At 54.8% G+C, this 25,421-nt stretch carries 22 protein-coding genes; 6 read left to right on the forward strand and 16 right to left on the reverse strand.

Features of this window, described 5'->3' with window-relative positions:
- Window positions 1–119: 119 nt before the first annotated feature.
- The 9 genes from recC to rppH all read right to left on the reverse strand — a co-directional run bounded on the left by recC (window position 120) and on the right by rppH (window position 10,114).
- On the reverse strand, window positions 120–3,491 hold the full coding sequence (gene recC / locus GA0061071_RS14885; protein ID WP_061493332.1) for an exodeoxyribonuclease V subunit gamma: 3,372 nt from the start codon (window positions 3,489–3,491) through the stop codon (window positions 120–122).
- A 12-nt stretch (window positions 3,492–3,503) separates the two neighbouring features.
- Window positions 3,504–3,827, reverse strand: a complete 324-nt coding sequence (locus tag GA0061071_RS14890; protein WP_061493331.1) for a prepilin-type N-terminal cleavage/methylation domain-containing protein — start codon at window positions 3,825–3,827, stop codon at window positions 3,504–3,506.
- On the reverse strand, window positions 3,812–4,219 hold the full coding sequence (locus tag GA0061071_RS14895; protein WP_061493330.1) for a DUF2509 family protein: 408 nt from the start codon (window positions 4,217–4,219) through the stop codon (window positions 3,812–3,814). Before GA0061071_RS14895 ends, GA0061071_RS14890 begins: the two co-directional genes overlap by 16 nt.
- Window positions 4,216–4,779 carry a prepilin peptidase-dependent protein gene (locus GA0061071_RS14900; protein WP_088237788.1) on the reverse strand — a complete coding sequence of 188 codons (564 nt, stop codon included), beginning with the start codon at window positions 4,777–4,779 and terminating at the stop codon, window positions 4,216–4,218. Before GA0061071_RS14900 ends, GA0061071_RS14895 begins: the two co-directional genes overlap by 4 nt.
- Window positions 4,773–5,234: a prepilin peptidase-dependent protein gene (locus tag GA0061071_RS14905; protein ID WP_061493328.1), complete on the reverse strand. Its 462-nt coding sequence runs from the start codon at window positions 5,232–5,234 to the stop codon at window positions 4,773–4,775. The genes GA0061071_RS14900 and GA0061071_RS14905 overlap by 7 nt, the downstream gene beginning before the upstream one ends.
- A gap of 184 nt (window positions 5,235–5,418) precedes the next feature.
- Window positions 5,419–6,213 carry a thymidylate synthase gene (thyA, locus tag GA0061071_RS14910; protein WP_088237787.1) on the reverse strand — a complete coding sequence of 265 codons (795 nt, stop codon included), beginning with the start codon at window positions 6,211–6,213 and terminating at the stop codon, window positions 5,419–5,421.
- A 6-nt stretch (window positions 6,214–6,219) separates the two neighbouring features.
- On the reverse strand, window positions 6,220–7,092 hold the full coding sequence (lgt, locus tag GA0061071_RS14915; RefSeq protein WP_061493326.1) for a prolipoprotein diacylglyceryl transferase: 873 nt from the start codon (window positions 7,090–7,092) through the stop codon (window positions 6,220–6,222).
- Window positions 7,093–7,324: 232 nt separating this feature from the next.
- The gene (ptsP, locus tag GA0061071_RS14920; protein ID WP_061493325.1) at window positions 7,325–9,571 is read right to left on the reverse strand and encodes a phosphoenolpyruvate--protein phosphotransferase; all 2,247 of its coding nucleotides are present in this window, start codon (window positions 9,569–9,571) and stop codon (window positions 7,325–7,327) included.
- A 12-nt stretch (window positions 9,572–9,583) separates the two neighbouring features.
- Window positions 9,584–10,114 carry an RNA pyrophosphohydrolase gene (rppH, locus tag GA0061071_RS14925; protein ID WP_061493324.1) on the reverse strand — a complete coding sequence of 177 codons (531 nt, stop codon included), beginning with the start codon at window positions 10,112–10,114 and terminating at the stop codon, window positions 9,584–9,586.
- Between the two features lie 681 nt (window positions 10,115–10,795).
- On the opposite strand from rppH, the gene mutH reads away from it, so the two are divergent.
- From mutH to GA0061071_RS14950, 4 genes are all read left to right on the forward strand, one after another.
- Entirely contained in the window at window positions 10,796–11,491 is a 696-nt protein-coding gene (gene mutH / locus GA0061071_RS14935; RefSeq protein ID WP_061493322.1) for a DNA mismatch repair endonuclease MutH, read from the forward strand.
- Between the two features lie 66 nt (window positions 11,492–11,557).
- Entirely contained in the window at window positions 11,558–12,271 is a 714-nt protein-coding gene (locus GA0061071_RS14940; protein ID WP_061493321.1) for a TerC family protein, read from the forward strand.
- Between the two features lie 153 nt (window positions 12,272–12,424).
- Window positions 12,425–12,643, forward strand: a complete 219-nt coding sequence (locus tag GA0061071_RS14945) for a YgdI/YgdR family lipoprotein (RefSeq protein ID WP_061493320.1) — start codon at window positions 12,425–12,427, stop codon at window positions 12,641–12,643.
- 129 nt (window positions 12,644–12,772) lie between these two features.
- A complete protein-coding gene (locus GA0061071_RS14950) occupies window positions 12,773–13,813 on the forward strand; it encodes an NADP(H)-dependent aldo-keto reductase (RefSeq protein WP_061493319.1) in 1,041 nt (346 codons plus the stop codon).
- A 4-nt stretch (window positions 13,814–13,817) separates the two neighbouring features.
- Here GA0061071_RS14950 and lplT read toward each other — a convergent pair whose 3' ends face one another.
- Window positions 13,818–15,011, reverse strand: coding sequence for a lysophospholipid transporter LplT (lplT, locus tag GA0061071_RS14955; protein ID WP_061493318.1), 1,194 nt, complete (start codon window positions 15,009–15,011; stop codon window positions 13,818–13,820).
- The gene (aas, locus tag GA0061071_RS14960; RefSeq protein WP_088237785.1) at window positions 15,004–17,163 is read right to left on the reverse strand and encodes a bifunctional acyl-ACP--phospholipid O-acyltransferase/long-chain-fatty-acid--ACP ligase; all 2,160 of its coding nucleotides are present in this window, start codon (window positions 17,161–17,163) and stop codon (window positions 15,004–15,006) included. Before aas ends, lplT begins: the two co-directional genes overlap by 8 nt.
- Window positions 17,164–17,775: 612 nt before the next feature.
- Between aas and galR the strand changes: the two genes are divergently transcribed.
- Window positions 17,776–18,783, forward strand: coding sequence for an HTH-type transcriptional regulator GalR (gene galR, locus GA0061071_RS14970; RefSeq protein ID WP_061493316.1), 1,008 nt, complete (start codon window positions 17,776–17,778; stop codon window positions 18,781–18,783).
- Window positions 18,784–18,802: 19 nt separating this feature from the next.
- Here the strand turns inward: galR and GA0061071_RS14975 are convergent, their stop codons facing one another.
- Genes GA0061071_RS14975 through GA0061071_RS14990 form a run of 4 tightly spaced genes read right to left on the reverse strand, consistent with a single transcriptional unit; the run spans window position 18,803 to window position 22,844 of the window.
- Window positions 18,803–19,279, reverse strand: coding sequence for a GNAT family N-acetyltransferase (locus tag GA0061071_RS14975; RefSeq protein WP_088237783.1), 477 nt, complete (start codon window positions 19,277–19,279; stop codon window positions 18,803–18,805).
- Entirely contained in the window at window positions 19,276–20,049 is a 774-nt protein-coding gene (locus GA0061071_RS14980; RefSeq protein ID WP_088237782.1) for a GntR family transcriptional regulator, read from the reverse strand. The genes GA0061071_RS14975 and GA0061071_RS14980 overlap by 4 nt, the downstream gene beginning before the upstream one ends.
- Window positions 20,050–20,080: 31 nt before the next feature.
- Window positions 20,081–21,508, reverse strand: a complete 1,428-nt coding sequence (locus tag GA0061071_RS14985; protein ID WP_061493313.1) for a glycoside hydrolase family 1 protein — start codon at window positions 21,506–21,508, stop codon at window positions 20,081–20,083.
- A 7-nt stretch (window positions 21,509–21,515) separates the two neighbouring features.
- Complete coding sequence (locus tag GA0061071_RS14990) at window positions 21,516–22,844, reverse strand: PTS sugar transporter subunit IIC (protein WP_061493312.1); 1,329 nt, start codon at window positions 22,842–22,844, stop codon at window positions 21,516–21,518.
- Between the two features lie 243 nt (window positions 22,845–23,087).
- On the opposite strand from GA0061071_RS14990, the gene GA0061071_RS14995 reads away from it, so the two are divergent.
- The gene (locus GA0061071_RS14995; protein WP_167352657.1) at window positions 23,088–24,092 is read left to right on the forward strand and encodes a LacI family DNA-binding transcriptional regulator; all 1,005 of its coding nucleotides are present in this window, start codon (window positions 23,088–23,090) and stop codon (window positions 24,090–24,092) included.
- Here GA0061071_RS14995 and lysA read toward each other — a convergent pair.
- Window positions 24,089–25,351: a diaminopimelate decarboxylase gene (gene lysA, locus GA0061071_RS15000; RefSeq protein WP_061493310.1), complete on the reverse strand. Its 1,263-nt coding sequence runs from the start codon at window positions 25,349–25,351 to the stop codon at window positions 24,089–24,091. The genes GA0061071_RS14995 and lysA overlap by 4 nt on opposite strands.
- Window positions 25,352–25,421: the final 70 nt, after the last annotated feature.

Consider the following 25,421-nt stretch of genomic DNA (forward strand, 5'->3'; position numbering starts at 1 on the left):
AGGAGCTGCGGATATCGCCGGGTAAAACATGTGCTGACTGTGCCAGCACTCTTGTTATATCAGTCCGTGATCGTCGCGCATAATAATAGAAGCCTTCATGTTGCGCAATTTTTATACAATCAACCAGACTGATTATGCCGATAAAGCGGTAACAGGAAACGCTGCGCCTGTTCAGTGATTTCTGCATAATATTCAGGTTCAAGGGTGCGCCACAGACGCTGATACCAGAGATCATCGCCTTCGCCGCGAACCATCATATTGCCTTCGTACGCCTGCAGAAATTTGCCCTGCGCTTTTTGTAACGTTTCGTCATCCATTACCATGGCATCATTTGCCGCGTCATAACAGACTTTTATCCATGCACCGCCGCTTTCCGGCAGCAGTAATAACGGTTTTGCCATGCCTTCCCGGTATCCGTCAATCATCAGGGCCAGATAATGCATTGCATGGTCAGGCTCCAGGGGCGGGAAGCGCCACTCGCCATCTTTGCGCACAAACAGTCGGCTCTCGCCGGTTCCCCCGCTGGCACAGTAGACAAGATGCTCCAGCCAAAGTTGCACCCCTTGAGAAACGCTCAATAGCGAGGGCCGCCAGCGTAGCAGGCCATCTGCCTGTACGCGCGGCAACCAGCCGGTTAAATGTACACCGGCACAATGTAAGTCGATTTCGAGGCTATCGGCAGGCTGGCGCAACTCGCTGACACGGCTGGCCAGTGCCTGCATCTCCTGGCATTGCGTCTCCCAGAAGATCTCGCCAAAGGCGCCATAAGGCAGTGCACCCGCTGCCCGGTAACGCCGGAACAATTTTTCCGCATCCTGCTGTTCAACCAGCGCGTTAAGCAGTTCATTATTCAGTTGATAACGGCTTAGCCCATCCAGCACAAAAGGTTCCGCATCCGGAATTTCACTCTCTTCCGGGCGGAAGTTAACCTGTAACCGCATCTGGAAAAAAGCGCGTACCGGGTGCGCCCAGAAACGCTGAAGCTGGTCAAAGGCCAGCGTCTGCAGCGGTAGTGGTGCCAGCGGCTGAATAAAAGCAGGATGTGTTTCGCCCTGCTGGTTTGCGGCCGGCAACCAGTCGCGTGCATAGCTCTGCCACTCATCAGCAACATAATTCGCGGGGTCGAACGGCATACGGGTATGCAGATGAGTGATATGCGCCTTCACCCGCGCTTCACTCTCATCGCAGTTCGCGGCCTCATCACCGGGCAGATAGTGACTTTGACCGATGTAGTCCACCAGTTCCTGCACCAGCACCGAAGGGAAACGTTCTTTGTTATCCTGAATGGCACGACCGATATAGCTGATATAGAGCTGCTGTTGTGCGGAAATCAGCGCTTCAAGGAACAGATAGCGGTCATCATCACGACGACTACGATCGCCACGCTGGGGTTTCTGACTCATTAAATCAAACCCCAGCGGCGGCAGCGTTCGCGGATAAACGCCATCGTTCATCCCCAGTAAGCAGACCACCTTAAAAGGGATCGAACGCATCGGCATCAGAGTGCAGATATTAACTGGTCCTGCAAGAAAACGCTGACTGATACGCTCCTGATCCAGGCGCTGCGCCAGTTCATCACGCAACAAAGAAAGGGGGATTGCTTCACCGTAGTTTGCTCCCACGCCCTTGGCGATGATCTCCTGCCACTGCTGTTCGATCAGCGCAAGCGCCGCTTCGGTGTCCGGATCCGGCAAGAAAAAATCGTTCAGCATTTCACGGCAAACCGGCAACCACTCCTCCAGCGGGCGTTCCTGCGCAAGCCCACGGCGCCAGATATTCAGTTGCATCAGCAGTGACGCCAGGTGACCCACCAGTTCTGCGATCAGCCCGCTGGATTCATCGTAAGGCAGAACAGACTGCCACTCGCCTTGACGACTCTCCATGGCGTAACCCAGAAGCATACGCGTGAGACCAAACTGCCAGGTGTGCTGACCGGTTGGCGGCAACGCCAGTTCGCGCACATTATCGTCATCCATCCCCCAGCGAATGCCCGACTCGTTTACCCACAGGCGCAAATAGCGCAGCCCCTCTTCGTTGATGTTGAAACGTGCAGCCAGTACCGGCACATCCAACAACGCCAGCACATCTTCTGACACGAAACGGCTGTCTGGCAACGACAGCAGGCTAATAAACGCCTGCAACGCCGGGTGCGCCTGGCGGGCGCGACGGTCGGAAATGGCATAAGGCACATAGCGTTCACCGCTGGCGCTGCCAAACACCGACTGAATATAAGGACTGTAGCTATCAATATCCGCCACCATCACCACGATATCGCGCGGGGTCAGATCGGGATCGGCGTCCAGCATCGCCAGTAAACGATCGTGCAAGATCTCAACTTCCCGCTGTGGGCTGTGACAGACATGTACCGTAACGCTACGATCGCCCGGTTGTAGCCTGCGTTTTTTATCGCTGCGGGAAAACTCTTCTGCGGTCACCCCGGCTACAGCGGCGTTTTTTAATTCAAGAATGTCGTATTTAATATTTTGTAGCAGTGTACCAGGCGTTATATCGACAAACGCATCCAGTTCCTCGTAGCGTTCCATTCCCGCCAACAAAAAGATATTGTCACGACCCAGTTTGCCCCATGAGCCAAGCAGCGGGTTACTGACATCCTGTTCTCCCTCGTCGTTGAATAAACTGCCGGCAGTTTGCGAATCCCGAAACAGCGGAAACTGCCGGGCTTCCCGGTGATGTCGACGCTGGCGGGTGATAAGTTTCGCCAAAAATGCGGGATCTTTGATGTCGCCCCAGTAGTAGCGACAAGGGTTAGTGAATAGCAGGTGAACATCGATATGCTTACCCAATGCCTGTAATGCTTGCAGGTAAACCGGCGGCAGAGCGGAAATCCCACAAATAAAAACCCGGGAGGGAAGTCCTGCGGGACGCGCCTGGGCTGATTCGAGTTTATCGATAAAACGTTGATACAGATTAGCGCGATGCCAGTGTGGCTGACCGAGAGCGGCAGTGTGCTCCACCAACGCACGCCATAACGGTGCTTGCCAGCGTTGCGCCTCATCCAGACCATCTACGCTCTGCCCCGCCTCCCAGCGAGTTAGCCACTCCGGGCGGTAAACAAGGTATTGGTCATAGAGATCCGCCACACGGGAAGAGAGCTGAAAGAGCTTTCGCTTATCATCATCGTCACTCAGGTAATGATGCAGCATCGCGAACTCTTCGCGCTGCAACATGCCTGGCAGCAGCGACATCAGTTTCCAGCTCATACTTTGTTTGTTAAACGCACTCTCTTTCGGAATATCGTCCAGCACACTGACGAACATGTCCCAGATAAAGCTCGCCGGAAGAGGAAACGTGATATTGGCGGCAATGCCAAATTTCTGCGCCAGCGTCATTTGCAGCCATTGCGCCATACCGGTGCTCTGCACCAGGACGACCTCAGGCTCAAAGGGATCGTCAAGCGGATCGCGCTCAACAATAAACTCCATCAATGCTTCCAGCACATCCAGACGATTGGAGTGATAAACCCTTAACATAAACGCTCCTGACTACTGACTAAGTGGGCAAAATAACCGTGTCATTTGTCCCTGCCTGCCCCCTGGCGAGATGACGGTAACCTGGATGCTGACACATCCCTCTGCCGTTGTCTGCAGTCGCTGGACCCGCCAACCAGGAGGCAACGGCGGCGGTGTTGGTTGCGCCTGCTGCCACGCGCAACGCCATAGCTGCCGCCACTGACTGGCGCTGGCAAAGCCCGACGCCAGAGCACGATGATAACCGCCAAGGGCAGTGACCACCATCACCATTAATACCATGGACAGCAGCACTTCCGTCAGGCTAAAGCCTGCCTGCTTATTTACGGGAGCTGGCATTGCGCAGACTCCTTTAACGGGCAAAAATCACTCCAGCCATGTGGCGAAAAAATCACGCGTTGCTGGCTCACCTGCCCGCGTCGCCACAATTGCACCTCGTCATACGCCGCAATCAATAATGCTGTCTCATCAGCAAAAATACGCAAACAAGCTCGCCATTGCCGCTCAACCTGCCCGAAACACTGCAACGCAGGCGTCGTTGTCCAGGGTTGAACCCGCGCCCATTCCATTGCCGAATGGCTCTGTGCAAGGCGGCGCAACATTTTGCTTTCATGGTTGACCTGCCAGATATGACTGGTTAACTGTTGGTTCAGGCCATTTAGCATCAGGCTGCCCAGCAACAGTAATAACAGGACCAGCGCCAACGATGACATCCCGCGTTGACGGTTCATAAGTTGTACCCCATCACGTCGAGAGCGGCGACCATCTCTCGCCCGTGTTGTCCGGACACACGCGCCGCCAGCGTCACTGTGATGATGGGAGCAAAACCCGCTGTACGACGTAGCGCAACGTTAAATCGCTGTACCGTCATCTGAGCCGGATCGGTGGTCTTTTCCCAACCGCGTCCTGTACAAGTGGTTGCGCCACGTAGCGTTTCCAGTGCACCTTTTTGCAGACGAAACCCGGTCTGCTCCGATTCGCTATGCCCTGACGGCTCCCAGCGTCCATTACTGTTCGCATCCCATTGCACAATCACACACTCCCCGGCATTGCGAATCAACAGAGGTTCACCGCTACAACGCCCGTTGCAATATCCTGCGCGTTGCACATGTTTCGCCACAGTCCACGTACGCAGCCACAGTTCATTCTCAGCCGTTTGCATGCGGTAGTGCTGTAGCACGCCCGTTTGCAACGCCGGTAAAAAACGCGCCGAAGCGAGCAGTAGCACGCTGCTTATCGCCATCGCCAGCAATGTCTCCAGCAAAGAAAATCCTCGTGTCCGGCTTAACATAGTGACTCCACGGCTTGTTGGCACATTCTGATCCTTCCCCAGGCGGATATCACAATTCGCCACTCCCCGGCGTGACTGCGCAGGTGAATATGCCCCGGCCACGCGCTATTGCGCAGACCATAAAAACCCAATGAAGGCGTGACCTCCACTAAGGCTACTTCCGGCCAGTCAGGGGTCAACACAAAAGATCCTGCGGCCTCGCAGGTCTGTACGGGTGTGTTTGCCAGACACCAGCGTCCCCCTTCATGCACGCCATAAACGCGCTGCGAGCGGTTTAGTCCGTTCGCATCATCGCGTAAGCGTTCCAGAAAATGACGCGCCTGCAATGCGGTTTGCCACAATCGTTGCTGTGCCTGCCAGCGCTGCCAGCCGGAGAGCCCCGTTCCGCAGAGGATAACGATCAGCCCTATCGCCACAAGGGTTTCCATCAGGGTAAAGCCATGTTCACGTTTCATGGCGAAAGTCTGCGATGCACGAGACCAGGTTGCGAGCAAGGAAAATGGCTTTTACGAGGTGCTACGAAGGAAAGATTCGTTGTTGCAAGGCGTTGCAAATTAGCCGGAAGCGACACCGAAAATGCAGTTTTTGGGCAAAAAAAACCGGCGCATCACCGCACCGGTTGTGTCATGTTGAATACGATCAGATAGCGACCGGCGCTTTGATCCCGGGATGGGGATCGTAGCCTTCAATCTCGAAATCGTCGAAGCGGTAATCGAACAGCGATGCGGGCTTACGTTTGATAACCAGTTTCGGCAAAGCGCGAGGTTCACGGCTCAGTTGCAGCCGGGTCTGTTCCAGATGGTTACTGTACAAGTGGGTATCGCCACCGGTCCAGACAAAATCCCCCGGCTCCAGGTCGCACTGCTGAGCCATCATATGCACCAGCAGCGCATAGCTGGCGATATTGAACGGCAGGCCGAGGAAAATGTCGCAGGAGCGCTGATAGAGCTGACAGGAGAGCTTGCCATCTGCCACATAGAACTGGAAGAAAGCGTGGCATGGGGCCAGCGCCATTTTATCCAGTTCGCCGACGTTCCACGCGGAAACGATAATGCGGCGCGAGTCCGGGTCGTTTTTCAGTTGATTGAGGACAGTGGTGATCTGGTCAATATGGCGACCATCTGGCGTTGGCCATGCGCGCCACTGTTTGCCATATACCGGGCCAAGATTGCCCTGCTCATCAGCCCACTCGTCCCAGATGGAGACATTGTTTTCATGTAAATAGGCAATATTGGTATCACCCTGCAGAAACCACAGCAGCTCATGAATAATTGAACGCAAATGGCAGCGCTTGGTGGTCACCAGCGGGAAGCCATCCTGCAGGTTAAAGCGCATCTGATGGCCAAAAATAGAGAACGTGCCTGTCCCGGTGCGGTCGTTTTTCGGAGTGCCTTCATTCAGCACCTTTTGCATCAATTCTAAATACTGTTTCATGGTTCCTCAGGAAACTTGTTGCTGCGGACGACGGTAAGCCCAAATCATCATAATGAGGCCCGCGACGATCATCGGAATGGACAGGATCTGCCCCATGCTGATGTATTGTACCCATGCACCGGTAAATTGCGCATCCGGCTGGCGGAAGAACTCAACGATAATACGGAACGCACCATAGCCAATCAGGAACAGGCCGGAGACTGAGCCGGTCGGGCGAGGTTTACGGATAAACAGGTTGAGGATAATAAACAGCACGATGCCTTCCAGCGCCAGTTCGTACAACTGCGACATATGGCGCGGCAACATACCGTAGGTATCAAAGATGGATTGCCATTCGGGATGTGACGGCAGCAGCGCCATGTCTTCCGCGCGCGAACCGGGGAATAGCATGGTGAAAGGGAAACTCGGATCAACGCGGCCCCATAGCTCACCATTAATAAAGTTGCCTAAGCGACCCGCGCCCAGACCGAAGGGGATCAGCGGCGCAATAAAGTCAGAGACCTGGAAGAACGTACGCCCGGAACGTTTGGCAAAAATAATCATCACCACGATCACGCCAATCAAACCACCGTGGAAGGACATGCCCCCATCCCATACGCGGAAAAGGTAAAGCGGATCGTTAAGGAACAGCGGGAAATTGTAGAACAGAACATAGCCGAGACGGCCACCGAGGAATACGCCAAGAAAACCCGCGTAGAGCAGGTTCTCAACTTCGTTTTTCGTCCAGCCACTGCCCGGACGGTTTGCCCTGCGCGTAGCCAGCCACATAGCAAAAACGAAGCCCACCAGATACATCAAGCCGTACCAGTGGAGGGAAACCGGCCCAATGGAAAAAATCACCGGATCAAAGTCCGGAAAATGCAGATAGCCACTGTTCATGTGTCACCACAACTTGTTGTTATTCCGCCCGAAAAGCCCAGCGGTTCACACGCGAGACCGCAACCGGCGGCCGCTCCAAAGCTGCGAATCATAACATAAGGCGAAGGCGCGGGTGGCGGTGAAGTGTAAAAGATATGTATAAGGCCTGCCAGCAGAGCACTGCCTGGCAGCGCCTCCACCGCCGCATAACGCTAACGCTTATTCGGGCCACACCTAATTAACAATCAGGTGATTAAATACCGCCGCGAATCAACCCGCCCAGGCCGCGTCGCTCCATAAAGGCCGCAATCTGATGGCGGACTTCTGTCGCCAGTTGCGCCTCCAGAGCGCGCCTTGCCAACGTCTGTGCCTCTTCACAATCGATGCGGCGCAGCAGGTATTTGATACGCGCCACAGAGCGCCCGTTCATCGACAAATGGCGATACCCCAGGCCAATCAGCACCGCAACACACATGGGATCGCCAGCCATTTCACCGCACAAGCGGATATCAATACCTAAACGTTCAGCCTCATCTGCCACCATCGCCAGCGCACGCAGCACCGCCGGGTGCAGGCTGTCGTACATATTTGCCACGCGGGTATTGTTGCGATCGACAGCCAGAATGTACTGCGTCAGATCGTTCGTCCCCACCGAGATAAAATCGACGCGGGTCGCCAGGTGAGACAACATAAATACCATCGACGGGACTTCAAGCATCACGCCAATACGCGGTTTGGGAATGGCGTAGCCGATCATCTCTTCCACTTCGCGCCCCGCGCGCTCAATCAACCGCCTTGCTTCATCCACTTCGTCAATACTGGTAACCATTGGTAGCAGAATACTGAGGTTGCCGGTTGCCGCATTGGCACGCAACATCGCCCGCACCTGCACCAGGAAAATTTCCGGTTGGTCGAGCGTAATACGGATGCCGCGCCAGCCCAGACACGGGTTCTCTTCGCTGATCGGCATGTAAGGAAGTTGTTTGTCGGCACCAATATCCAGTGTACGCAACGTAACGGGCTTATCGTTGAACATCTGCAACATGCCCTGGTATTGCGCCACCTGCTCCTCTTCCGAAGGAAAACCGCTTTGCAGCATAAACGGTATTTCGGTGCGATACAGCCCGATACCGTCGATGCGGCTACCGAGCTTCTCTTCATGCTCCGGGCTTAACCCCGCATTGAGCATCACTTTTACCCGCTCGCCGCTTTTTAGCTGGGCGGCAAGGTTCACATCATCTTCGGCCAGACGGCTTAATTCGTTCTCTTCCGTGATAAGCCGCTGATATTCCTGCAACAGTACCGGTTCAGGATCCACCAGCAATTCACCACGGTAGCCATCCACCACCAGCGTGCGACGTTGCAGCAACGAAGGCTGAATATCGGCCCCCATGACCGTCGGAATGCCCAGCGCGCGCACCATGATCGCCGCATGCGAGTTGGCAGCGCCATCGCGCACTACCACCCCGACAAGCCGGTCGTGCGGCAACTCAGCAAGCGTCGTAGCGGACAGTTCATCCGCCACAAGAATGAAGCGTTCCGGCCAGCTATTCGGCCCGGAAATTGAATCATCAAGATGGAACAGCAGTCGCTGCCCCAGGGTGCGTAAATCTCCCGAGCGCTCTTTCAGGTAGCCGTCGGTAAGTGCAGCAAACTGCTCAGCGAAACGTTCAATCACCGTTTTCACCGCCCACTCCGCGACCACGCCCCGGTCGACTTCCTCAAACAGTTCGCGGCGCAGACGCGCATCGGAAAGCAAGTGCGAGTAGAGGTCGAAAATCGCCGCCGTTTCTTTCTGCGCACCAGCGGAGAAACGTTTGCTATAACGACGGAACTCGTTAGCGGCTTCTTCAAGCGCAGCAGTCAGCCTTTCCCTTTCGAGGGTAGTGTCCAGCGTTGAGGCCTGATAGACCTGCTCCATCAGCGGCAACGTTTCATCTACCCACCCTTCGGCGATTGCCACACCAGGAGAGGCAGGGAGCGCACGAATGCGCGTCTGGCGATATTGACCAAACAACGCGTTTAATTGGGACTGGGAGAGAATTGCCGCCACCTGCGTGGCGAGCGTCACCAGAAAGGACTCTTCACTTTCATCGTACTGGCGCAGCTCACGCTGCTGAACCACCAGTACACCAAGCAACTGACGGCGCTGAATAATAGGTACACCAAGAAAGGCGCGAAAACGCTCCTCTTTCACAGCGGGAATATATTTAAAGCTGGGGTGTTTCTGCGCATCGGCAAGGTTGATAGGTTCCGCCAGCCTGCCGACCAGACCGACAATTCCTTGATCAAATGCGAGTGTGACAGTACGACCACGCGGTTTTTTCAAACCGCGCGTCGCCATCAGGTAAAAGCAACGTCTGTCGTGATCTGCGAGATAGACCGAGCACACCTCGGTTTCCATCGCCAGGCAAACGTCGGTAACCAGTATTTCCAGCGCTTCGTTAAGGCGCGGCGCGCTGGCGACTTTCTCAACTATTTCTCGCAGTCGGGTGAGCATGATGTGGGTGGCTTAACCTCGTTTACGTCGCCATGCAGGCGCATTCTGCGGCTTAGGAGGCGTTTCCTGAAGCAGCATGACCGCGCTTGCGAATTCTTTCATCACCCGCCGGTAGACGTCGCGTTTAAACGACACTACCTGACGAACAGGATACCAATAGCTTACCCAGCGCCAGCCATCAAATTCAGGCGTACTACTGGCTTGCATATTGATGTCGGCATCGTTACCGACCAATTGCAGAAGAAACCACTTTTGTTTCTGGCCGATACATACCGGCTTTGTGTCCCAACGCACCAAACGTTTCGGCAACTTGTAACGCAACCAGTTACGGGTAGAAGCAAGGATACGAACATCTTTACGACTTAAGCCCACTTCCTCGAACAGTTCCCGGTACATTGCCTGTTCCGGGGATTCTCCAGGGTTGATCCCCCCCTGGGGGAATTGCCATGAATGTTGTCCAAAGCGCCTGGCCCACATCACCTGGCCCTGGCGGTTACAGATTACGATTCCAACATTTGGGCGGTAGCCATCGTCATCAATCACCGGACTACCTCAAAATAAATCTGAATGAAGCGATTGTTTCACACTCGTGCATAACGGTAAACCACTCTATTACAGGGACACGGACGGATAACAATTGAATAACTCACAGTTATCGTCAGAGTTATAAACAGCGCTCGCCTCCGCCAACGGGTTTTATTCACCTTTTCTGTGGATAGAGTTGTGAAGAAGTGTGGAATTACCCAGGGAAAACCCGGAACAGTCTGAATAACTCGTGATGGACCTGTAAAAATAAAATACAGTAATTCATTGAGTTACAGTGTTTATCAACCTTTTCCTCGGACGTAGTGTGATGATCATCACTCTTCGGATCCTGTCGCTGATGAAAGATCGAACAGAGCCGTTTTTATCCACAGATTATGCCAATAAGTTAGGCACATTTTGTGCAGAAATTCGATTTTCGTCGCACGTCAAGGCTGTAAATTGAAACAGTAGTGGGGCTTTTCCCCAGTTATCCCACTTTTCTGTGGATAACAGGGTGTAAGATCCTGTTTATTGTCAGTGACCAGATTTGGAAAACCGATCACACTGTTGCGCAACGCCTGATCGATGAAAGTAAATTACCTTATAAATCATCGCATTGCTTAGCCAGCATGGAAAAAGGTAAACTGCACAGATGCAGTGCAAAACTGCCGTCTGTTTTTTAACCAAAAGGTTTTTAGCATGTCCGCGTTAGCTCCACTGACAACACCTCCGGAAACAGAAGCTCAGTTGCTGGCTCAGGCGCAGCGCCTGGCAGGCTACTCACTGGGAGAACTGGCGGCAAAGGCAGGGTTGCCCGTTCCCCGCGATCTCAAACGAGATAAAGGGTGGACGGGTGTGTTGCTCGAGCTGTGGTTAGGCGCAAGCGCAGGCAGCAAACCGGAACAGGACTTTGCAGCGTTGGGCGTCGAATTGAAAACGATCCCTGTAGACAGTCAGGGACGCCCGCTGGAAACAACGTTTGTTTGCGTCGCGCCGTTGACCGGCAACAGTGGCGTGGTGTGGGAAACCAGTCACGTTCGCCATAAACTCAAGCGTGTCTTATGGATCCCTATCGAAGGATCGCGGGAAATACCGGTGGCAGAACGCCGGGTTGGCTCGCCCCTGCTCTGGAGCCCGAACGAAGACGAAGAACGGCAGTTACGTCTCGACTGGGAAGAGTTGATGGACCTGATCGTGTTAGGGAGAGTCACCCGTATTACCGCGCGTCACGGCGAAGTGATGCAGTTACGCCCGAAGGCGGCCAACAGCAAAGCACTCACCGAAGCGATCGGCGAGCATGGCGAACGGATCCTCACCTTACCCCGCGGTTTTTATCTGAAAAAGAACTTCACCAGTGCCCTGCTGGCTCGTCATTTTTTACTCTCCGGATATTAAATTTTTGCCACAGCAACGCTGGCGCTTATAATTAGCGCTTCTTTTTTTTGGCAGGACTTTGCTTAAATGTTATTTGCATGGATAACCGACCCCAACGCCTGGCTGGCGCTCGGAACATTGACGCTACTGGAGATCGTTCTCGGGATCGACAATATTATTTTCCTCTCTCTGGTCGTCGCCAAACTTCCCACTGCACAACGTAATCACGCACGTCGCCTTGGGCTTGCAGCGGCAATGATCATGCGCCTGTTACTGCTGGCGTCTATTGCTTGGGTGACCAGGCTGACGCACCCACTGTTCAGCGTGTTTGATCACAACGTTTCCGCCCGCGATTTGATTCTTTTTCTCGGCGGCTTGTTCCTGATCTGGAAAGCAAGCAAAGAGATCCACGAATCGATCGAGGGGGAAGAAGAAGGGTTGAAGACCAATGTGCACTCTTTCCTTGGCGCTATCGTGCAAATCATGCTGCTGGATATCATTTTCAGCCTTGATTCCGTGATCACCGCCGTGGGCCTGTCGGATCATCTGTTCATCATGATGGCCGCCGTGGTGATTGCCGTTGGCGTAATGATGTTTGCTGCGCGGCCGATCGGCGAATTTGTTGATCGCCATCCGTCGGTCAAAATGCTGGCATTGTCGTTTCTGATCCTTGTTGGCTTTACGCTGATCCTGGAAAGCGTCTCTATACATGTGCCGAAAGGCTATATCTACTTTGCGATGTTCTTCTCCATTGCCGTTGAAACGCTCAACCTGATGCGTAACAAGAAGAATCCGCTGTAATGTTCACGCTTCCTCTTCGGAGGAAGCGTTCTTCGCTGTTCCTCTCTCCTCATCCTCTCTTTTCAGATCTTTTCAGATAATCCCGCTTTTTCATCACCCGATCGCACGTTATTACTAGACTTGTGTATGACAGGCCGTGAGAGGGGCAGGATGATGAAAAAATGGGCAGTGCTGATTTCCGCAGTGGGACTGGTTTTTGCTGTTTCCGGATGCAGCAGCGATTATGTTATGGCGACAAAAGATGGCAGGATGATCCTGACGCAAGGTAAACCAGAAATTGATGATGAGACCGGGCTGGTCAGCTACCACGATCAGCAAGGCAATAAAATGCAGATTAACCGTGATGACATATCCCAGATTATTGAGCGCTAAGAAATCCCTATAAAGGTCAGTAACCTGCTGGCCTTTTTTTGAATTTCCGCTTTCCCTTTCTCTTCCCCTCTGCCATGGTTATATTCCTTTGTCAGGAGCTCTGACGTTGTTTGATTGAGGAAGCCGGCTATGCACTATCACCGTATCCCCCACAGTTCGCTTGAAATCAGCACCCTGGGGCTGGGCACAATGACGTTTGGTGAACAAAACAGCGAAGCCGACGCCCACGCACAGCTCGACTATGCCGTCAGCCAGGGCATAAACCTGATTGATGTTGCAGAGATGTACCCTGTCCCGCCACGCCCGGAAACACAAGGGCTGACTGAAACCTACGTCGGCAACTGGCTGGCGAAACGCGGCAACCGCGAAAAACTGGTGATCGCCTCTAAAGTCAGCGGCCCGAGCCGCAACAATGACAGCGGCATCCGCCCCAATCAGGCGCTGGATCGCAAAAACATCCGCAGCGCGCTGGATGCGAGTTTAAAGCGTCTGCAAACCGATTATCTCGACCTGTACCAGGTGCACTGGCCGCAGCGCGCCACCAACTGCTTCGGCAAACTGGGTTATAGCTGGGTAGAGAGTGCACCGGTCATCACGCTGTTGGAAACGTTGGAAGCGCTGACCGAATTTCAACGCGCCGGGAAAATCCGTTATATCGGCGTCTCAAACGAGACCGCCTTTGGCGTGATGCGTTATCTTCACCTGGCAGAAAAACATGAACTGCCGCGCATTGTGACCATTCAAAACCCGTATAGCCTGCTAAACCGCAGCTATGAAGTGGGCCTGGCGGAAGTGAGCCAGTATGAAGGCGTTGAGCTGCTGGCCTACTCCTGCCTGGCGTTTGGCACGCTGACCGGCAAATACCTCAACGGCGCGAAACCCGCAGGCGCGCGAAATACCTTGTTCAGCCGCTTCACGCGTTACAGTGGGGAGCAGGCGCAAAAAGCCGTGGCGGCCTATGTGGATATTGCTAAACGGCACAACCTCGATCCGGCGCAAATGGCGCTGGCTTTCGTGCGCCGTCAGCCCTTCGTCGCCAGCACCCTGCTGGGCGCAACGACGATGGAACAACTGAAGACCAATGTGGAGAGCCTGCACCTGGAGCTCAGCGAAGCGGTGCTGGCGGAAATTGAAGCGGTGCACCAGGTGTATACCTACCCCGCTCCGTAACCTGCTAACGGCGGCGCTGCCAGATCCACAGCGCCGCAATCGCCAACGCAAACAGCGTCCCGAAGCCAACGCCCACGCCAACCACCGGCGCCCCCGCTTTTACCGCCAGCGAATAGAGCCCCAGCATCAGCAACATCGCCATATTTTCGCCGAGGTTTTGCACCGCGATGGCGTTGCCCGCGCCCACAGATGCTTTACCGATTGCCTGCAATAGCGCATTTAAAGGCACGACGAAGAAGCCGCCCAGCGCACCAATCAGCAGCAAAACGCCATACGCAGGCAGTAATGCATGTTGTAACGAAAACAGCGTCACCGCCACACCGATCAGGATCCCGGCAGGCATACAGCGGGCAACGGTATCCAGCGTCACCAGTTTTGCCGCCAGGCCCGCTCCCGCCACAATACCCACGGCCACCATTGCATTCAGATAGGTTGGCGTGGCGTTATCGGTAATGCCCAGCGCCACCGGCACCCACAGCACCAGTAAAAAACGCAGCGTCACGCCCGCCCCCCAAAACAGACTGGTACCCACCAGTGAAAAGCGCGTCTCACCGTTGCGCCACAGGTTTTTGCAAGCGCTGAAAAAGCTGTGGGTCATCGGCGTAAAGTGCCAGGATTGCCCCGGCCGCGCAGCAGGCAGTTTAGGGATCATCAGGTTGGCGACCACAGCAGCGCCATATACCACCGCACACACGCCCAGCGCCGCCAGCACATGCCAGTCGGCCAGCACGCCACCAGCCACCGAACCCAGCAGGATCGCCGCAATGGTGGAAGACTCCATCAGGCCATTGGCTTTCACCAGCTTATCACCAGTGGTAATTTCACCCAGAATGCCGTATTTCGCCGGGGAGTAGGCCGCTGCGCCAATCCCCACCAGCAGATATCCCACAAACGGGTTCACGCCGATACAGATACTCACCGCGCCCAACAGTTTTAACCCGTTGGCCACCATCATTACTCGCCCTTTGGCATAGCTGTCGGCGACCTGACCGACAAAAGGAGCGAAAAGAATGTAAGCGCCCACAAACACCATCTGCAATACCGGCTGGCTCCAGTCAGGGTAAAACTCCGCTTTCAGCAGCGCCAGGGTGGCAAACAGCAGCGCGTTATCGCCAAACGCCGAGAGAAACTGAGCGGCAATCACCGCCATCATCCCCCGCGACCACAGCGAAGTGTTAGTGCTTACTGACTCACGCATGCGTGGATTCATCCTCTTCAACCATACCTTTCAGTGTAACGAAATCGGGTTTGCCGCTACCAAGTAGCGGAAGTTGCTTCAGGAAACGAATATCGCGCGGCACCGAGAGTTCCGGGATGCCATGCGCACGCGCCTGCTGTAGCAGTTTGTCGCGCGTCAGCGCATCATCGGTGGTAAACATCACCAGCGCCTCGCCTTTACTGGCATCGCTTTTGATGACCGTAGCATGCAGTTTGTCAGGCGAGGTCATCAACGCCAGCTGTTCCACCGTCTCCAGCGATACCATCTCACCCGCGATTTTGGCAAAGCGTTTCGCGCGCCCCTGAATCTGAACAAAGCCTTGCTCATCAAAACGCACGATATCGCCCGTGTCATACCAGCCAGGCTCCAGCTCACCGTGAACATTCTCTGCGGCGGGCGTTTCCAGCACGCCAGGGTTTTCCACCCGCAGGTAGCCGGTCATCACATTAGGCCCTTTAAGTTGCAGCCGACCGCCCTCTTCAATGCCCGGCACCGCCAGCAAGCGGGCATCCATCCCCGGCAGGATCCGCCCGACGGTACCCGGTTTGGCGGCCATCGGCACATTGATCGATACCACCGGCGCGCACTCCGTTACGCCATACCCTTCGAGAATGCGCAAACCGAACTTGTCCTGCCAGAGCTGGCGGGTGCTCTCCTGCAATTTCTCTGCGCCTGCCACCACATAGCGCAGACGGTAAAAATCATAGGGATTGGCAAAACGGGCGTAATTCCCAAGGAACGTCGATGTGCCGAACAGCACCGTACAGTTCCGGTCGTACACCAACTCCGGCACAATGCGATAGTGCAGCGGGCTGGGGTAGAGAAACACCTGGGCGCCAGTCAGCAATGGGGTCAACAACCCAACCGTCAGGCCAAAGGAGTGGAACAACGGCAGCGCCGACATAAAACGGTCATTGGCGGTAAAGTCGGCGATGGTCTTAATCTGCTCGACATTCGCCAGAAGACTCTTGTGGCTATGCACCACGCCTTTAGGATGGCCTTCAGAACCGGAGGTAAAGAGGATCAGCGCCGGATCTTCCGGCTTTTGCGCAACCTGCGCTTTTAATGGTGTCAGCAAATGGCGGAAGATCCACAGCTTATCTTCCAGTTTGACGTCGCTTTTCAAATCTTCGAGGTAAACCCAGCGCACCTGGGTCAGTTGCTCCGGCAGATGCCACAGCTTGCCTTTCTCCATAAAGGTGCGCGAGGTAAAAATGGTCTTGATTTGCGCTGCGGTAATGGCGCTGCTCAGCCCTTTCCCCCCGGCGGTGTAGTTCATCATCGCCGGAATTCGCCCACGGGCGATAGCGCCGAAAATGACCGCCGCGCTGATCCCAGCATTCGGTAACATCAGGCCGATTTTCTCTCCCTGCGCCGTGTATTTATCCAGAATACGCGCCACAAACAACGTTTTGGTCAACAACTTACGGTAACTGTCGGGGGTGAAGTTGATATCTTCTACGCAGGGCTTCTTTTCACCATAGCGGTACTGCGCCGAGAGCAACGCTTCGAACAGCGTTTCACGCGGGCGCACCGCCATGCGGGCTTCCATCATGATTTGATGCAACATCTCGCCCGCCAGTTTACGGCGATCGCGCGCACGTGGGGCATCCGGCATCGGTAATTGCGTTGGCGGCAGAATATGCAGCGTAATGCGCGGGAACAGGCGCTGTTTAACCAGCCCTTTCAGGCGGCTGAAATACGTAAGCTCCGCGCCATCAATGCGCAGTGGAACCACTGTCGCGCCGGACTTTGCCGCCACAAACCCAGCGCCATCGTAAATTTTCATTAGCGAACCAGAAACGGAAATACGCCCTTCCGGAAATATCACCACCGGCCGTCCCTGCTCTACCAGTCGCACCAGATGCTTAATGGACATCGGTTTGGTGGGGTCGAGCGGCACAAAATCAATGATTGAGCTTATCCAGCGCATATACCACTGGGTACTGATTGAGGTGTAAACAGCGAAAACCGGGCGCACAGGCAGGAACAACGCCAGCAGAATGCCATCAATAAAAGAGACGTGGTTAGGGGTGATTAATACACGCTCGCCATGCAGCGCCTCTGTTTTTCCGGTCAGTTGCACCCGGAACAACACCTGAAACAGGCTGCGGAAAAAGCCCAGTAGCATTTCAACTCCTTTTGCCAGTCAATTAAGCACAATGTCTTCAAATTGTGGCAGATTACACGAGAAGCGCAGGAGGGAAAACGCGGGCAAAAAAAAACCTGCGCGTCCGCGCAGGTTGGTGCAATAAATAAGTACGAAGAGTGTACCGAATACTTCACCAATCAATACCTCTGGGAACTTGATTGTGGCGTGGGGTATCGCGCGTTACCAGCGGGAATAAGCAAGAGAATGAGCCGAAGTGAAACCAGGTATGTCTATCATTGATTCCTGTTACACCCCGGAAAACCGCAAAAAAAAACCTGCGCATCTGCGCAGGTTGGTGTAATTCGAGTGTGCAACCCCGAGGGTTGCCTTCACCTATCAATACCTCTGGGATCCCTACTTTGTCACGCGGGGTATAGCGCCACCAGCGGACAATCGAAACAGCCTTTCGCAAAGTGTAACTAAAGGTTTTCGCTGTATTAATCGGTAAAACTTTTATGTGTAACGTTTTCACCTGCTTGCCACGCGTCACTTCACGTTTGCACGTTCCCGTCCGGCAACCTCCTTGATTAGCCCTCCCTTTTCCGTAACACTAGCTGGTGTGTAAACGCTTACCTCTAAGGACGGTGCATCATGGCGACCATCAAAGATGTCGCACGGCTGGCGGGCGTCTCCGTAGCAACGGTTTCCCGCGTCATTAACGACTCGCCAAAAGCGAGCGAAGCCTCGCGTTTGGCGGTGCAAAATGCAATGGATACCCTCAATTACCATCCCAACGCGAATGCCCGTGCGCTGGCGCAACAGTCGACAGAAACCGTCGGTCTGGTTGTGGGCGATGTGTCCGATCCCTTTTTTGGCGCTATGGTGAAAGCAGTCGAACAGGTGGCCTCCGCCACCGGCAATTTTCTGCTGATTGGCAACGGCTACCATAACGAAGAGAAAGAGCGTAAAGCGATTGAACAGTTGATCCGTCATCGCTGCGCCGCGCTGGTGGTACACGCCAAGATGATTCCTGATGACGAACTGGCGTCGTTGATGAAGCAGATGCCTGGTATGGTGTTAATTAACCGTATCCTGCCGGGTTTTGAGCAGCGTTGTGTCGCGCTGGATGATCGCTACGGCGCCTGGCTGGCAACCCGCCATCTGATCCAACAGGGTCATACGCGCATTGGCTACATCTGTTCGAACCACGCCATTTCAGATGCGGAGGATCGGTTGCAAGGTTACTACGACGCACTGAAGGAGCACGGGCTGCCCTGCAACGACAGACTGGTGACCTTTGCTGAACCCGATGAGAGTGGTGGTGAACAGGCGATGACCGAACTGTTGGGGCGCGGCAGAAACTTTACCGCTGTCGCCTGTTATAACGATTCGATGGCAGCAGGGGCGATGGGGGTACTGAACGATAACGGCATTGACGTGCCGCGCGAAATTTCCCTGATTGGATTTGATGACGTGCTGGTGTCGCGCTATGTGCGCCCGCGCCTGACGACCGTGCGCTACCCGATTATCACAATGGCGACGCAGGCCGCTGAATTAGCGCTGGCGCTGGCGTCCAGTCAGCCATTACCCGATGTCACCCATCTGTTTAACCCGACGCTGGTGCGTCGCCACTCGGTGATGACGCCGCAGGAAAGCTAACTCTGGTGTTAATGGTGTGCTACCCAGCCTGCAAATCCGGCAAACAGCACAACGCAATGCGGTAAAGATGAACGGTGGTGTTGGGGTAGTCGAGCGCATCACCAATGTAGTGCCAGCCGTAACGCTCGTAAAAATCGCGGCAGGCGGAGTAAAGATGCAACTGGCTGAAGCCCATGGCTCTGGCCTGTTGCATGACATGTCGCTGTAGCTGCCCCGCCAGCCCCTGCCCGCGCGCGCTCTCTTTTACGTACAGCGCCGCCAGCCACGGGTACAGATCCTGTCGGCTAATCAGATCGCAGCGCCACAATCCCACCGTAGCCAGCAACGCATCCCCGTCGAGCAACACAAAGGTCAACGGTAACTGCCCCGGCGTCTGGCTGTGCTGGATAATACTGGCGAAAAAATCACGCGGCAGCGAATCACCAAACTCACGCCACAGCCATTCGGTGACCTGCTCCGCATGGTGCGGGGCGTCGTACAATGGAACGATCGTCACATTAATTTTCCCTGAAAAATCGGCACGGATTCAAAAAGATAGCCGTCAAAATCCGGCGCATCCTCGTCGGACAGCTCCAGCAGACTCTTTTTTACGTTTTCCAGATGTTGCCACATTGCCTGCCACGCCCCCATCACATCGCGGCGGCGCAGCGCCGCCAGCAGCGTCTGGCGATCGCCAAGCCATTTCAGGCGATACGGGCGACTGGCAATATGCACATTAAATTGCTGCCACAGCGGACTACTGTCCATGTGGTGCCAGATGCTTTCCACCGTCGCCAGCAGCATCTGGTTTTGCGATGCACCCGCCAGCACCAGATGGAACATTTTGCTGTTATCCTGCGAGGTGTCATTCATAGCGATGGCGCGCTGCTCTTGCTCGAGAATGCGCCGCAGATTATCGATATCCGCCCGGGTGGCCATTTTCGCGGCAAAAGCGGCGATATTACTTTCCAACAGCTGGCGCGCCTGCAAAATCTCAAACGGGCCAACATCGCTACTTAAAAAGCGCTCTTCCTCATTTTCATGCTCCTGCGGAATGCGCATCACATACACGCCCGACCCCTGGCGAATATCCACCGTGCCTTGCAGTTCCAGCATCAGCAAAGCTTCGCGAACTATCGTGCGGCTGACGCCATACTTTTCGGCGATATTGCGCTCCGGCGGCAAACGCGAGCCAACGGGGTAATGCCCGTTGATGATTTGCTCACGTAAATCTTCGCCAATCTCCTGGTACTGTTTTTTTTCCGGCGGGACGACGGCCTTCTCCACAATATCACCTGCGCTTTTCAGTCATTGCGTTCTATTTTACGTCATCATCGAGGGTGAGGGTCAACTGACGCTCATCGCTTAGCTGGCGATACCATGACAAGGACTTCTTCGCCCGGCGATCGCGGTTGTTTTGCAGATCAATCTCCACCAACCCGTAACGGTTCTTGAAAGCGTTCATTGGCGAGACATTATCGGTGAATGCCCACAGCATGTAGCCCTGGCAGTTTGCGCCCGCTTCCCGTGCGCGCAGGGTTTGCCACAGATGCTCGCTGATAAACGCAATACGGTAATCATCCTCGATCATCCCTTGCGCATTGCGAAACCGCCCTTCGTTCTCCACGCCCATACCGCTTTCGGCAACAAACCACGGAATATTGCCGTACGCGTTTTTAATGCGCATCGCCATGTCGTAAATAATGGAAGGCAGGATCTCCCAGCCACGGGATGTGTTCATTCGCCGCCCCGGCAATTCAAACGGCTCATAATAATATGCCGGGTGGAAAGGGGTGTCCGGGTGCCAGGCACGGGATGGGGCTTTGACCCGGTGCGGATAGTAGAGATTAATCCCCAGCTCATCGACGGTGTTATCACGAATGATCGCCAGCTCATCTTCGCTGTAGTCCCAGGCAACCTGGTGTTTCTCCAGCAGCGCAAACAGCTCCGGCGGGTAGTGCCCTTTGACCATCGGATCGAGGAAGACGCGGTTATAGAACAGATCGTAACGCTCAGCGGCCAGCACGTCGTGCGGCGCACGGGAGCGCGGATAGGTCACTTCCGGGTTGAGAATGCAGCCCACCGTACCGGTGTAGCCCTTTTCGCGGAACAGCTTCACCACCTTTGCCGTCGCCAGGTTTTTGTGGTGATTCCACTGCATCCAGGTACCGGTGTTCTGTTCATAAGGCCAGCGTAGCGCATCAAGGTAAACGCGGGTTTGCACCACGATCGGCTCATTAAAGGTAAACCAGCGCGTCACTTTATGATGAAAACGCTCAAACACCTTTTCGGCATACAGCAGATACAGCTCCACGACCTTTTTCGATGCCCAACCGCCATACGTTTCCAGCAGATAACCGGGCAGTTCGTAATGCTCAAGGCAGATCATCGGCACAATGCCGTTGCGCTGCATCTCATCGAACAGTGCGTCGTAATAAGCCGCGTAGGTTTCATCCACCACACCTTGCTCGTAATCGATCAGAAAGCGCGCCCAGTTGATCGAGGTGCGGTAGTGGGTTAACCCCGCTTGCTTCATCAATTGCACATCTTCGCGAAAACGCTGGTAAAAGTTGGTTGCTACCGCCGGACCATACCCCTCATGCCAGACATGACGATCGTTTTTGTACCAGAGATCGGGCCAGGAATCCTGCCCCTCCCGTTTATCAATCCAGCCTTCTGTTTGCCAGGCCGACGCGGCAGCACCGAGGATAAATGACGGTGGTATGGCGATGGTTTTCGTACTCATGGTTTCCTCAGGCGTTAGACGGCGTTTCTGCCTGCAACTGCGCCTGCTCTGCGCGGCGGGAGGCAATTTTCACAAACGGCAGGTAGATAACGACGGCAGTAATAATGCAGATCAGTTGCGTCACCACCGCGCCCATCGAACCGGCGGTAGAGAGCCAGGCATTGATCAGCGGCGGTGTCGTCCAGGGCACCATCACCACGGCTTTTCCGGCAAACCCCGTCACGGTGGCGAAGTAGCCAATCGAGCCGGTCACCAGCGGCGTGATAATAAACGGGATGGCAAGGATCGGGTTCAGCATGATCGGCATCCCGAATATCACCGGTTCGTTAATATTGAAGATCCCCGGCCCGATGGAGAGCTTCGCGATCTCTTTCATCTCTTTGCGTTTGGTGGCAATCATCACCGCAATCAGCAGACCGATGGTCAACCCGGAGCCGCCGATGCTCATATACACGTCCCAGAATGGCATAGTGATGATATTCGGCACCTCTTTACCCTGCTCAAAGGCGCTCATATTGACGGTGATCGCCCCCAGCAGCAGCGGCTCGCGAATCGGTTTGATCATCTGGTTGCCGTGGATACCGATGACCCAGAACAACTGTGCGACAAACATCAGCAACAGGATCCCCGGCAGGCTCTGCACGACGCGCTCCAGCGGCTGTTGCACTACCTGGTAAACGGCATCGTACAGATACATGCCGGTCACTTTCTGAAAGGCAAAACCGAAAGTGGCAATCACCGTGGTGGTGATAATCGCCGGGATCAGTGCCGAGAACGATGCGGAGACATTTGGCGGTACCGTGTCCGGCATTTTGATCTTCAGCCCTTCACGGTTTTCCAGCCAGCAGTAGATCTCCACCGACAAAATGGCGATAAACATGCCAAGGAACAGGCTACGGGTGTCGGAGAACTGACGCAGCAGCACATCTTTCACCACGTGCATCTGCCCGTCCACCAGCATCTCAACGGTGGTTGGCGTGACGCAAATAAAGCAGATCACCGCCAGCAGGCCAGGAAACAGCGACTTGATGCCGTTTATGCGCCCCAGTTCAATACCGATTAAAAACACCGCGCCAATGTTGAGGAAGTTGAGCGTGGCGTAGTTGATGGCGCTGGTTATGGGTTTCAGCGCCGCCAGAAATGACAGTGCCTGAAAACTGGCAAGTCCGTTTTTCGGATCCAGCACCATATTGGAGATCAGCACGGAAAACGCGCCGACGATGATCACCGGCATCAGAGTAATAAACGAAGATTTGATCGCCATAATATAGCGATAGCTGTTGAATTTTGTGGCAAAACTACCCAGAGAATCGATGAGTTTGTCTTGTAGGGCCATGAGTTAACACCTCAGTAAAGGGGTTTTTTTATTGAAACCGGGATACAGCTCAATCCCATTTGGCATACCAAAAATAGTCATGGATGGAGAAAAGTTCTGTGACTCGCCTCGCAACGCTGCTTCTGGTATTCCAAAACGAAACGACAGCCCACATTGGCATACCACCTTGCATTGATCAGGGCTTTTTCGTGAGTGTGGTAAACTGCGTTTGATTACGCGAAACGAGAGCCCGTTATGGTCACAATGCTGGAAGTCTCACTGCGCGCGGGTGTGTCGAAAGCGACGGTGTCCCGCGTTCTCAACAACACAGGCCAGGTGAAAGAAAGCACCCGCAACCTGGTCTTTAAGGCGATGGAAGAGCTGGGCTACCGGCCTAATTTCCTTGCCCGCTCGCTGGCGAACCGCACCAGCAATAGCATCGGTCTGGTGGTCTCCAGCTTTGACGGCTTCTATTTTGGCCGACTGTTGCAGCAGGCCTCCCGCCAGGCTGAACGGCATGGCAAACAGTTGATCGTGACCGACGGGCACGACACGCCGGAGCGGGAAGAGCTGGCGGTGCAGATGCTGGCCGATCGTCGCTGCGACGCCATTATTCTCTACACCCGCTTTATGAGTGAAAACGCGATCCTGCAACTGATCGACAGCGTATCGATGCCGCTTGTCGTCATTAACCGCGAGGTGGTGCAGGCGCACGATAAATGTGTGTTCTTTGAGCAACAGGACGCAGCTTTTCAGGCGGTGGATTACCTGATACGCCAGGGGCACCGCGAAATAGCCTGCATTACCGTTCCGATGCATACACCCACCGGTAAAGCCCGGTTGATGGGCTATCGCAAGGCGCTGGAACACCATGGGATCGACTGGGATCCGGCAAAAGTAAAATACGGTGACTCCACCATGACGCGCGGCTATGAACTGTGTCGGGAAATGTTGCAGGAAGGTGCCAGCATCAGCGCCCTGTTCGCCTGTAATGACGATATGGCGCTGGGCGCTTCTAAGGCTATCTGGCAGGCGGGTTTACGCATTCCGCAGGATATTTCCCTGTTCGGCTTCGATGACGCCCCCAGCGCACGCTGGCTGGAGCCGGGCCTGTCAACGGTCTATCTGCCTATTGATACCATGATCACCACAGCGATTGACCAGGCGATCAGGTTGGCCAATAAGACGGCTGTCGATGCGATCCCACCGTTTACCGGCACGCTGGTGTTGCGCGAGTCAGTGGCGGCGGGACCGTATAGTGCGGTTTAACACTGCTCCAGCGCGAGCAGTTCTTCAATGGTCTGACGACGGCGAATCAGCCGCGCCACACCCTTATCAAACAGCACTTCCGGCAGTAACGGGCGGCTATTGTAGTTCGACGACATTGATGCACCGTACGCGCCGGTATCATGCAACACCAGATAATCACCCGGCGCAACCTCCGGCAGCGCGCGGGTTTCAACTTTGCCCCCCTCCTGCTGGGTAAAGACATCGCCGGATTCGCACAACGGCCCCGCCACCACAGTGTCAATCAGGGCGGCATTTCGCAGATCCCGGCCATCCGCCGCCAGCGCGGTAATGTGGTGATAGCTGCCATACATCGCCGGGCGCATCAGGTCGTTAAAACCGGCATCAATCAGCACAAAGTGGCGGCTGCCCATATTTTTCACGCTGCGCACCTGTGAAACCAGCACACCGGACTCCGCCACCAGGAAACGCCCCGGTTCGATCTCCAGTTTCACGGCATGACCAAGATGCCGGGCGATCTGCTCACGCGCGGCATTCCACAAACCGAAATAGTGTGCGGTATCAACCTGCGCTTCCCCTTCATGATACGGAATTGAGAGGCCTCCCCCTGCGGAAATCGCCGGCAGATCCTGGCCGAAATCCACCACCTGGCGCACCATCGCGCCACATACCTGCTCCAGATGACCATAATCCACACCGGAACCGATGTGCATATGAATGCCCGCCAGTTGCAACTGGTAACGCTGCATGACCGCCAGCGCCGCCCCCAGATCGCTGTACCAGATGCCGTGTTTACTGTTTTCGCCGCCGGTGTTGGTTTTCTGGCTGTGACCGTGACCAAACCCCGGGTTAACACGCAGCCAGACACGATGACCCGGCGATACCGCCCCCAGTTGTTCCAGCATATCCACCGAACCGGCATTGACCGCGATACCCAGCTCACTGACACGCGCCAGTGTCGCGTCATCAATCACGTCAGCGGTGAAAACAATATCATCCGGATGCGTTTTAGGATCGTAGCCCGCCGCCAGCGCACGCTCGATTTCGCCCAGCGATACCGAATCCACTTTGACGCCCTGCTCACGCATTAACCGCAGAATATGGATGTTCGAGCAGGCTTTCTGCGCGAAGCGTACCACGTCGAAGTCGCGCAGTTTGGCGATTTGCGCGCGGATGATTTGTGCGTCGTAAACCCATACCGGGCAACCAAATTCGGCAGGCAGTCTCAGCAGGTTGGCAGCGTTAAGGTCAGTCTCAGTCTGGTGTAATGGGCGTGGCATGATGGGCTCCGTCGATATTTTTCATCATTACGCCACACGGTGAAGAGAATAAAAAATATCGTTTTATCGC

The sequence above is a fragment of the Kosakonia oryzendophytica genome (assembly GCF_900094925.1).
In the GTDB taxonomy this organism is placed as follows: domain Bacteria; phylum Pseudomonadota; class Gammaproteobacteria; order Enterobacterales; family Enterobacteriaceae; genus Kosakonia; species Kosakonia oryzendophytica.

What these genes read in the sequence shown, in the direction of transcription:
- recC (WP_061493332.1), bottom strand. Translation starts at nt 3,491, where the DNA reads ATGTTAAGGGTTTATCACTCCAATCGTCTGGATGTGCTGGAAGCATTG.
- GA0061071_RS14890 (WP_061493331.1), bottom strand. Translation starts at nt 3,827, where the DNA reads ATGCCAGCTCCCGTAAATAAGCAGGCAGGCTTTAGCCTGACGGAAGTG.
- GA0061071_RS14895 (WP_061493330.1), bottom strand. Translation starts at nt 4,219, where the DNA reads ATGAACCGTCAACGCGGGATGTCATCGTTGGCGCTGGTCCTGTTATTA.
- GA0061071_RS14900 (WP_088237788.1), bottom strand. Translation starts at nt 4,779, where the DNA reads ATGTTAAGCCGGACACGAGGATTTTCTTTGCTGGAGACATTGCTGGCG.
- GA0061071_RS14905 (WP_061493328.1), bottom strand. Translation starts at nt 5,234, where the DNA reads ATGAAACGTGAACATGGCTTTACCCTGATGGAAACCCTTGTGGCGATA.
- thyA (WP_088237787.1), bottom strand. Translation starts at nt 6,213, where the DNA reads ATGAAACAGTATTTAGAATTGATGCAAAAGGTGCTGAATGAAGGCACT.
- lgt (WP_061493326.1), bottom strand. Translation starts at nt 7,092, where the DNA reads ATGAACAGTGGCTATCTGCATTTTCCGGACTTTGATCCGGTGATTTTT.
- ptsP (WP_061493325.1), bottom strand. Translation starts at nt 9,571, where the DNA reads ATGCTCACCCGACTGCGAGAAATAGTTGAGAAAGTCGCCAGCGCGCCG.
- mutH (WP_061493322.1), top strand. Translation starts at nt 10,796, where the DNA reads ATGTCCGCGTTAGCTCCACTGACAACACCTCCGGAAACAGAAGCTCAG.
- GA0061071_RS14940 (WP_061493321.1), top strand. Translation starts at nt 11,558, where the DNA reads ATGTTATTTGCATGGATAACCGACCCCAACGCCTGGCTGGCGCTCGGA.
- GA0061071_RS14945 (WP_061493320.1), top strand. Translation starts at nt 12,425, where the DNA reads ATGAAAAAATGGGCAGTGCTGATTTCCGCAGTGGGACTGGTTTTTGCT.
- GA0061071_RS14950 (WP_061493319.1), top strand. Translation starts at nt 12,773, where the DNA reads ATGCACTATCACCGTATCCCCCACAGTTCGCTTGAAATCAGCACCCTG.
- lplT (WP_061493318.1), bottom strand. Translation starts at nt 15,011, where the DNA reads ATGCGTGAGTCAGTAAGCACTAACACTTCGCTGTGGTCGCGGGGGATG.
- aas (WP_088237785.1), bottom strand. Translation starts at nt 17,163, where the DNA reads ATGCTACTGGGCTTTTTCCGCAGCCTGTTTCAGGTGTTGTTCCGGGTG.
- galR (WP_061493316.1), top strand. Translation starts at nt 17,776, where the DNA reads ATGGCGACCATCAAAGATGTCGCACGGCTGGCGGGCGTCTCCGTAGCA.
- GA0061071_RS14985 (WP_061493313.1), bottom strand. Translation starts at nt 21,508, where the DNA reads ATGAGTACGAAAACCATCGCCATACCACCGTCATTTATCCTCGGTGCT.
- GA0061071_RS14990 (WP_061493312.1), bottom strand. Translation starts at nt 22,844, where the DNA reads ATGGCCCTACAAGACAAACTCATCGATTCTCTGGGTAGTTTTGCCACA.
- GA0061071_RS14995 (WP_167352657.1), top strand. Translation starts at nt 23,088, where the DNA reads ATGCTGGAAGTCTCACTGCGCGCGGGTGTGTCGAAAGCGACGGTGTCC.
- lysA (WP_061493310.1), bottom strand. Translation starts at nt 25,351, where the DNA reads ATGCCACGCCCATTACACCAGACTGAGACTGACCTTAACGCTGCCAAC.